This is a genomic window from Ramlibacter sp., from assembly GCF_013697775.1.
GTDB lineage: Bacteria > Pseudomonadota > Gammaproteobacteria > Burkholderiales > Burkholderiaceae_C > Ramlibacter.
This window is the reverse complement of sequence record NZ_JACCWG010000279.1, coordinates 1-6,791: the sequence shown is the minus strand read 5'-3', so window position 1 is coordinate 6,791 and position 6,791 is coordinate 1. Positions and strand designations below refer to the sequence as shown.

At 69.9% G+C, this 6,791-nt stretch carries 5 protein-coding genes and 1 pseudogene; 3 read left to right on the top strand and 3 right to left on the bottom strand.

What is annotated here, in order from left to right; all coding sequences use genetic code 11:
- A pseudogene (locus tag H0U68_RS13980) lies at positions 1–281 on the bottom strand (hypothetical protein); the annotation flags it as partial.
- A gap of 73 nt (positions 282–354) precedes the next feature.
- Here H0U68_RS13980 and H0U68_RS13975 point away from each other — a divergent pair.
- The 3 genes from H0U68_RS13975 to H0U68_RS13965 all read left to right on the top strand — a co-directional run bounded on the left by H0U68_RS13975 (position 355) and on the right by H0U68_RS13965 (position 5,531).
- Positions 355–2,829 carry a UvrD-helicase domain-containing protein gene (locus tag H0U68_RS13975; protein ID WP_296356580.1) on the top strand — a complete coding sequence of 825 codons (2,475 nt, stop codon included), beginning with the start codon at positions 355–357 and terminating at the stop codon, positions 2,827–2,829.
- 114 nt (positions 2,830–2,943) lie between these two features.
- Positions 2,944–4,335 (top strand): response regulator, encoded by a 1,392-nt coding sequence (locus tag H0U68_RS13970; RefSeq protein WP_296356578.1) that lies wholly within the window; start codon positions 2,944–2,946, stop codon positions 4,333–4,335.
- Complete coding sequence (locus H0U68_RS13965; protein WP_296356576.1) at positions 4,332–5,531, top strand: response regulator; 1,200 nt, start codon at positions 4,332–4,334, stop codon at positions 5,529–5,531. Before H0U68_RS13970 ends, H0U68_RS13965 begins: the two co-directional genes overlap by 4 nt.
- Positions 5,532–5,535: 4 nt before the next feature.
- On the opposite strand, the gene H0U68_RS13960 is transcribed toward H0U68_RS13965, so the two are convergent.
- Positions 5,536–5,967, bottom strand: coding sequence for a hypothetical protein (locus H0U68_RS13960; protein ID WP_296356574.1), 432 nt, complete (start codon positions 5,965–5,967; stop codon positions 5,536–5,538).
- A 104-nt stretch (positions 5,968–6,071) separates the two neighbouring features.
- On the bottom strand, positions 6,072–6,791 hold a 720-nt coding region (locus H0U68_RS13955), incomplete at its 5' end, for an ABC transporter permease (protein ID WP_296356572.1).

Sequence of the window (6,791 nt, the reverse complement as noted above, 5' to 3'; positions counted from 1 at the left end):
CGGGCCAGGGCTTCGCGCGTCTCGCCCTTGGCCAGCGGCGCGTCGTCGCCCCGCGCGCCGGGCACGATCCAGTCGATCGCCAGTTCGCGGCCGGTGGCCCTGGGCGTGGCGGGATCGCTCCAGCAGGTGTCGCAGTCGGCGCTGATGAAGCGCTCGAGCAGGGCGGTCGGCTGCGGCCCGCCGATTTCGCTGGAGCACAGTGCCTGGGCGGCGCCGGCGACCAGGGCACAGGCGAGGGCGAGAAGGGGAGCGGCGGCGAGGCGAAGGCGGTGGGGCGGCATGGATGGCATGGCGGAAAGAGGCGAACAGGGGACCGAGGGGCGTCGGGTGGCGCGCGGCTTCCTACAATGCCACATGTTCCCAGAAGTCGCAGACACGTCGCCGCTCTTACAGCACCTCAATGCCGAGCAACTGGCCGCAGTCACGCTGCCCGACGCGCACGCGCTCATCCTTGCCGGGGCCGGCTCGGGCAAGACCCGGGTGCTGACCACCCGGATCGCCTGGCTGATGGGCCAGGGCCGCATCGGCGCGGGCAACGTGATGGCCGTGACCTTCACCAACAAGGCGGCCAAGGAAATGATGACCCGGCTGGGCGCCATGCTGCCGGTGAACGTGCGCGGCATGTGGATCGGCACCTTCCACGGCCTGTGCAATCGCCTGCTGCGGGCGCACTACAAGCTGGCCCACCTGCCCAGCACCTTCCAGATCCTGGACACCCAGGACCAGCTGGCCGCCATCAAGCGACTGATGAAGCAGCACGGCGTGGACGAGGAGCGTTTCCCCGCCAAGGAAACCCAGTGGTTCATCGCCGGCTGCAAGGAAGACGGCCTGCGGCCCGCCGGGGTCGAGGTGCACAACGAGCAGGACCGCCGGAAGGTCCAGATCTATCAGCTCTACGACGACCAGTGCCAGCGCGAAGGCGTGGTGGATTTCGGCGAGCTCATGCTGCGCAGCTACGAGCTGCTGCGCGACAACGACCCGATCCGCGAGCACTACCGCCGGCGCTTCCGGCACATCCTGATCGACGAGTTCCAGGACACCAACAAGCTGCAGTACGCGTGGATCAAGATGTTCGCGGCGACCGGCGAGGCGGCCGCCGGCGGCGCTGACAACAGCGTGTTCGCGGTCGGCGACGACGACCAGAGCATCTACGCCTTCCGCGGCGCGCGGGTGGGCAACATGGCGGACTTCGTGCGCGAATTCCACGTGGCGCATCAGATCAAGCTGGAGCAGAACTACCGCAGCTTCAGCAACATCCTGGATTCGGCCAACGCGCTGATCGCGCACAACAAGACGCGGCTGGGCAAGAACCTGCGCACCGACCAGGGCCCCGGCCAGCCGGTGCGGGTGTACGAGGCGCCGACCGACCTGGCCGAGGCGCAGTGGATGGTGGAAGAGATGCGCCACCTGGTGCGCGGCGACGGCGCGGAGGAGTCCTTCCGGCGTAGCGAGATCGCGGTGCTGTACCGCAGCAACGCGCAAAGCCGGGTGATCGAAACGGCGCTGTTCAATGCCGGCGTGCCCTACCGCGTGTACGGCGGCCTGCGCTTTTTCGAGCGCGCGGAAATCAAGCATGCACTGGCCTACCTGCGCCTGCTGGAGAACCCGCACGACGACACCAGCTTCCTGCGGGTGGTGAACTTCCCGCCGCGCGGCATCGGCGCGCGCAGCATCGAGCAGCTGCAGGACGCGGCGCGCGCGGCCAACTGCTCGCTGCACGACGCGGTGCGCGGCACCACCGGCAAGGCCGGCGCCAACCTGGCGGCCTTCGCCGCGAAGGTCGAGGCCCTGCGCGCGCAGACGCAGGGCATGACCCTGCGCGAGATCATCGAACAGGTGCTGGAGGCCAGCAGCCTCATCGAGCACTACAAGAGCGAGCGCGACGGCGCCGACCGCGTGGAGAACCTGGAGGAACTGGTCAATGCGGCCGAAAGCTTCGTCACGCAGGAAGGCTTCGGGCGCGACGCGGTGGCACTGCCGGTGGATGAGCTGCGGCAGTCGCCGGCGAGCCAGGGAATCGACTTCTCAGCGCAAAAGGAAAATGATTTGTCGGGGAGCCAAGAGACCGTTCGCGCTGAGCCTGTCGAAGCGCTCGACGGGCCTTCGACAGGCTCAGGCCGAACGGATGGGGGGGCAGGCCGAACGGACGTGGAGCTCGACACCGGCGAAACCCTGTCGCCGCTGGCGGCCTTCCTCACGCACGCGGCGCTGGAGTCCGGCGACAACCAGGCCCAGGCCGGCCAGGAGGCGGTGCAGCTGATGACGGTGCATTCGGCCAAGGGGCTGGAATTCGACTGCGTGTTCGTCACCGGCCTGGAGGAAGGGCTGTTCCCGAGCGAGCGCTCGCTGGCCGACCACGACGGGCTGGAGGAAGAGCGGCGCCTGATGTACGTGGCGATCACGCGCGCGCGCAAGCGCCTGTACCTGAGCCACTCGCAGACGCGGATGCTGCACGGCCAGACGCGCTACAACGTCAAGAGCCGCTTCTTCGAGGAGCTGCCGGAGCATGCGCTGAAGTGGCTCACGCCCAAGAACCAGAACTTCGGCGGCTCGGCCTTCGGCTATGGCATGGGCTACCCGTCCACGCGCAACACCGGCTCGCGCGACTTCCCGCGCGACGCGTTCGCCGCCGCGCCGGTGCCGCCGCAGAAGGCGCAGCCTGCGCACGGCATCCGGGCCGGCATGAAGGTGTTCCACAACAAGTTCGGCGAAGGCGCGGTGATGACGCTGGAAGGCACGGGCGACGACGCGCGCGCGCAGATCAACTTCCCGCGGCACGGCTTGAAGTGGCTCGCGCTGTCGGTGGCCAAGCTCACGCCGGTGCACTGAAACGGGGCATAGGCTAGGCAATCTTCTTACTCCGGGCTAGGCAATCGCCCCAAGCCCGCGGCCGGCTTGCATGGTCCACTGGCACATCGCGGGAGCGCATCCGGAAAGAAGAACGTGAACGCCGGACAAAGGACCACGCGCGCGCCCGGCACCGGGTGCGTGCAGGCGGAGCTGGTGGTGCGGCTCAGCCATGAGCTGCGCACGCCGCTCAACGCCATCCTCGGCTACAGCGAGCTGATCAAGCGCGCCGACAACCTCACGCCGCGCCAGCGCGACGGCCTGGGCGCCATCGAGTCCAGCGGCCTGACGCTGCTGGCCCTCATCAACGACCTGCTCGACGTGGCGCGCATCGACTCCGAGGCGCTGGAGCTGCACCCCGAACCCATCTGCCTGCCCGCGTTCGTGCAGGACGTCGCGCAGGCGGCGCGCACCGTCGCGGCCCGCGCCGGCCTGCGCTTCCACCTGGAGGCGGCGCCGGACCTGCCGGCCACGGTGGTGGTGGACAGCCATCGCCTGCGCCAGGTGCTGCTCAACCTGGTGACCCACGCCGCGCAGTGCGCGGGCGGCGGCCATCTGGTGCTGCGCGCCGGCAGCACGCCTTGCGGCGACGACGCCGCAAGGCTGGGCTTCGAGGTGCAGGACATGAGCGGCATGCCGGACCCAGGCCCCGCGCAGCCGTTCACGCCCTTCGCGCCGGCCGGACAGGTGCTTGCGCTGCAGCTGAGCCAGTTGTTGGCGCGGCTGATGGGCGGCGAACTGCTGATGGCCGGCTTGCCGGCGGGCGGCTGCGCGCTGCGTTTCGAATTCGCGGCGCCGGTCAAGCGGTGCGGCGTCGCGGAGGTCGCCGCGCCGATGGACGTGACGGGCTACGCCGGCCCGCGCAAGCGCGTGCTGGTCGTCGACGACGTGGAGATGTACCGCTACATGCTGTGCGATCTGCTGGGCAGCCTGGGCTTCGAGGTGGACCAGGCCGGCAATGGCCAGGAATGCCTGGACCGCGTCGCCGCGCACGCGCCCGACCTGATCCTGATCGACTTGGTGATGCCCGTGATGGACGGGCTGCAGGCGATCCAGAGCATCCGCATGCAGCCGCAGTGGAAGGACATCGCGATCGTGGCGGTCTCGGGCAGCGCCACCGAGCAGCGGCAGCTGCGCACGCTGTCCGCCGGGGCGCAGGCCTGGATCGCCAAGCCGGTCGACCCCGAGGTGCTGATCGCCACGCTGGGCGCGCAGCTCGGCCTGCTCTGGATGCGCGGCGACGTCGCCGCGCACGCCGTGGCGCCATTGCCGCCGGCGCCCGCGGCCGAACAGCTGCACGCGTTCCACCAGCTGGCGCTGGAAGGCAACATGCGCAAGATCCGCGCGTTTGCCGACGCGCTGGCGGCCGGCGACGCGCACGACCGGCCGCTGGCCGACCAGTTGCGGCGGCTGGCGGCCGACTACCAGTCGCGCGCGCTGGTGGAGCTGGCCGAGCGCTACCTGGCCTGCGTGCCGGCGGCGGCATGAACAGCGCTGCCGCCGGCAGCGCCGGCACCATCCTGATCGTGGACGACACGCGGGCCAACATCCGCCTGCTGGCCGAGCACCTGGAGGACCAGGGCTTCGCCGTGGTGGTGGCGCAGGACGGCGAGGAGGGCGTGCAGCGCGCGCGCCGCGTGCGGCCCGACCTCGTGCTGCTGGACGTGAACATGCAGGGCCTGGGCGGCTTCGAGACCTGCCGCCGCCTGAAGGCCGAGCCGGCGACGCGGCACGTGCCGGTGATCTTCGCCACCGTGCTGGCCGACACGCGGTCCAAGATCGCCGCCTTCGAGGCCGGCGCGGCCGACTACGTGACCAAGCCGTTCCACATCGACGAGGTGCTCGCGCGGGTCAACACGCAGCTGGGGCTGGCGCGCGCGCAGGCGCAGCTGGCGCGGCAGAACGCGCTGCTGCAGCAGGAGGTGGCCGAGCGCATGCGCGCCGAGGAGCAGGTGCGCCTGCTCAACGCCGAGCTGGAGGCGCGCGTAGACCAGCGCACCGCCCAGCTGGAAACGGCCAACCAGGAACTGCGCTCGTTTTGCTATTCCATCGCGCACGACCTGCGCGGCCCGCTGGGCGCCATCGACGGCTTCAGCTGCCTGCTGGAGGAGACGATGCGGTCCGCCGCCGATGCGCGCGGGCGCCACTTCCTGGACCGCATCCGCACCGGCGTGCGGCAGATGGACGAACTGACCGAGGCGCTGCTCACGCTGGCGCACCTGTCGCTGCGCGAACAGCAGCGCGAACGGGTGGACCTGGGCGCGCTGGCGCGCGCGGCGCTGCAAAAGCGCGCCGTCCAGCAGCCGCAGCGCAGCGTGCAGGTGGAAGTGCAGACGGGGCTGGAGGTGCAAGCCGACGGCGCGCTCATGGCGCAGGCGATGGAGCACCTGGTGGACAACGCCTGGAAGTTCACCGGCCGCGAACCCTGCGCGCACATCGCCATCGGCCGCGCCGCCGAAGATGCGGGGGGCGCCTACTACGTGCGCGACAACGGCGCGGGCTTCGACATGGCGTATGCCGACAAGCTGTTCAAGCCGTTCCAGCGCCTGCACGGCACCTCGGAGTTTCCGGGCCTGGGCATCGGCCTGGCGATGGTGGAGCGCATCGTCAGCCGGCACGGCGGCAGGGTCTGGGCGCAGGCCGCGCCGGGGCGGGGCGCCGCCTTCTATTTCACGCTGCCCTGAGGCACTACTCCATGTAGTGCCAGTCGGCGTCCGGCAGGCCGCGCAGGAAGGCCGCGACGGGCGTAAGGCCGCCTTTCGCCTGCGCCCATTCGAGCTGCTGGCGCAGGCACAGGCGCTTGCCCAGCGACGAAGACGTGTTCCAGGCCGGCCCCGCCAGAATGCGCGGCGGCAAGCCGGACTGGGTGCGCGCCGCATGCTGCAGCAGCATCTTGTACAGGTCCACCCAGCGCGCCTGCTGCGGACAGACCCGGTTGTCGCGGCGCACTTCGTCCAGCAGGGCCTCCAGCGCGGCACCCGCGGCCGGCAAGGGCGGTGCATCGCGCGAGGCGAGCGCCTGGGTCCAGAGTTCCCAGCCGGTGTCCTGCCCCAGCTCCACGGCGACGGGCGCCGGGATCGCTTCGGGGAACACACGCGATTTTGACGCAGTGCCTGCCATGAGCCGCTCCTTCACTTTGATGTTTCAAAGTGTGTCAGTGCCTTGCATAACCTGCAATCTCATCCGTGTGCAATCCGCACGGGTTCGAGATAATTCTTGCCGCGTCAGTCCAATGTCTGCCGGTACCGCGTCAGCGCAATCACCGCGGCCACCGTCATGAACGCCAGCATCGGCCACAGCTCGCCGGACAGGTCGGCCACGCCGTTGCCCTTGAGCATGATGCCGCGCACGATGCGAAGGAAGTGCGTGAGGGGCAGCACCTCGCCGATCCACTGCGCCCACACCGGCATGCCGCGGAACGGGAACATGAAGCCGGACAGCAGCAGGCTCGGAAGAAAGAAGAAGAACGTCATCTGCACCGCCTGCAGCTGGTTGCGCGCCAGCGTGGAGAAGGTGAAGCCCACGCCCAGGTTGGCCACGATGAATACGCCGATCATCGCCAGCAGCAGCGCCATGCTGCCGGCCATCGGCACGCCGAACAGCAGCAGGGCCGCGCCGAGGATCACCACCAGCTGCACGTAGCCGATCACCACGTAGGGCAGGATCTTGCCGGCCATCACCTCGGCCGGCAGCACCGGCGTGGCCAGCAGGTTCTCCATGGTGCCGCGCTCGCGCTCGCGCGTCATCGCCAGGCCGGTGAGCATCACCATGGTCATGGTGAGGATGGTGCCGACCAAGCCGGGCACGATGTTGTAGCGCGAGAGGCCTTCGGGGTTGTAGCGGCGGTGCACCACCACGTCGAAGGCGGGCGGCTGTGCCTGCAGGCGGTGCAGCGGCCCGTTCAGCTCGCGCTGCAGGGCCTGGGCCGCCGCGCCGTTCAGCGC

What these genes read in the sequence shown, in the direction of transcription:
- H0U68_RS13975 (WP_296356580.1), top strand. Translation starts at nt 355, where the DNA reads ATGTTCCCAGAAGTCGCAGACACGTCGCCGCTCTTACAGCACCTCAAT.
- H0U68_RS13965 (WP_296356576.1), top strand. Translation starts at nt 4,332, where the DNA reads ATGAACAGCGCTGCCGCCGGCAGCGCCGGCACCATCCTGATCGTGGAC.
- H0U68_RS13960 (WP_296356574.1), bottom strand. Translation starts at nt 5,967, where the DNA reads ATGGCAGGCACTGCGTCAAAATCGCGTGTGTTCCCCGAAGCGATCCCG.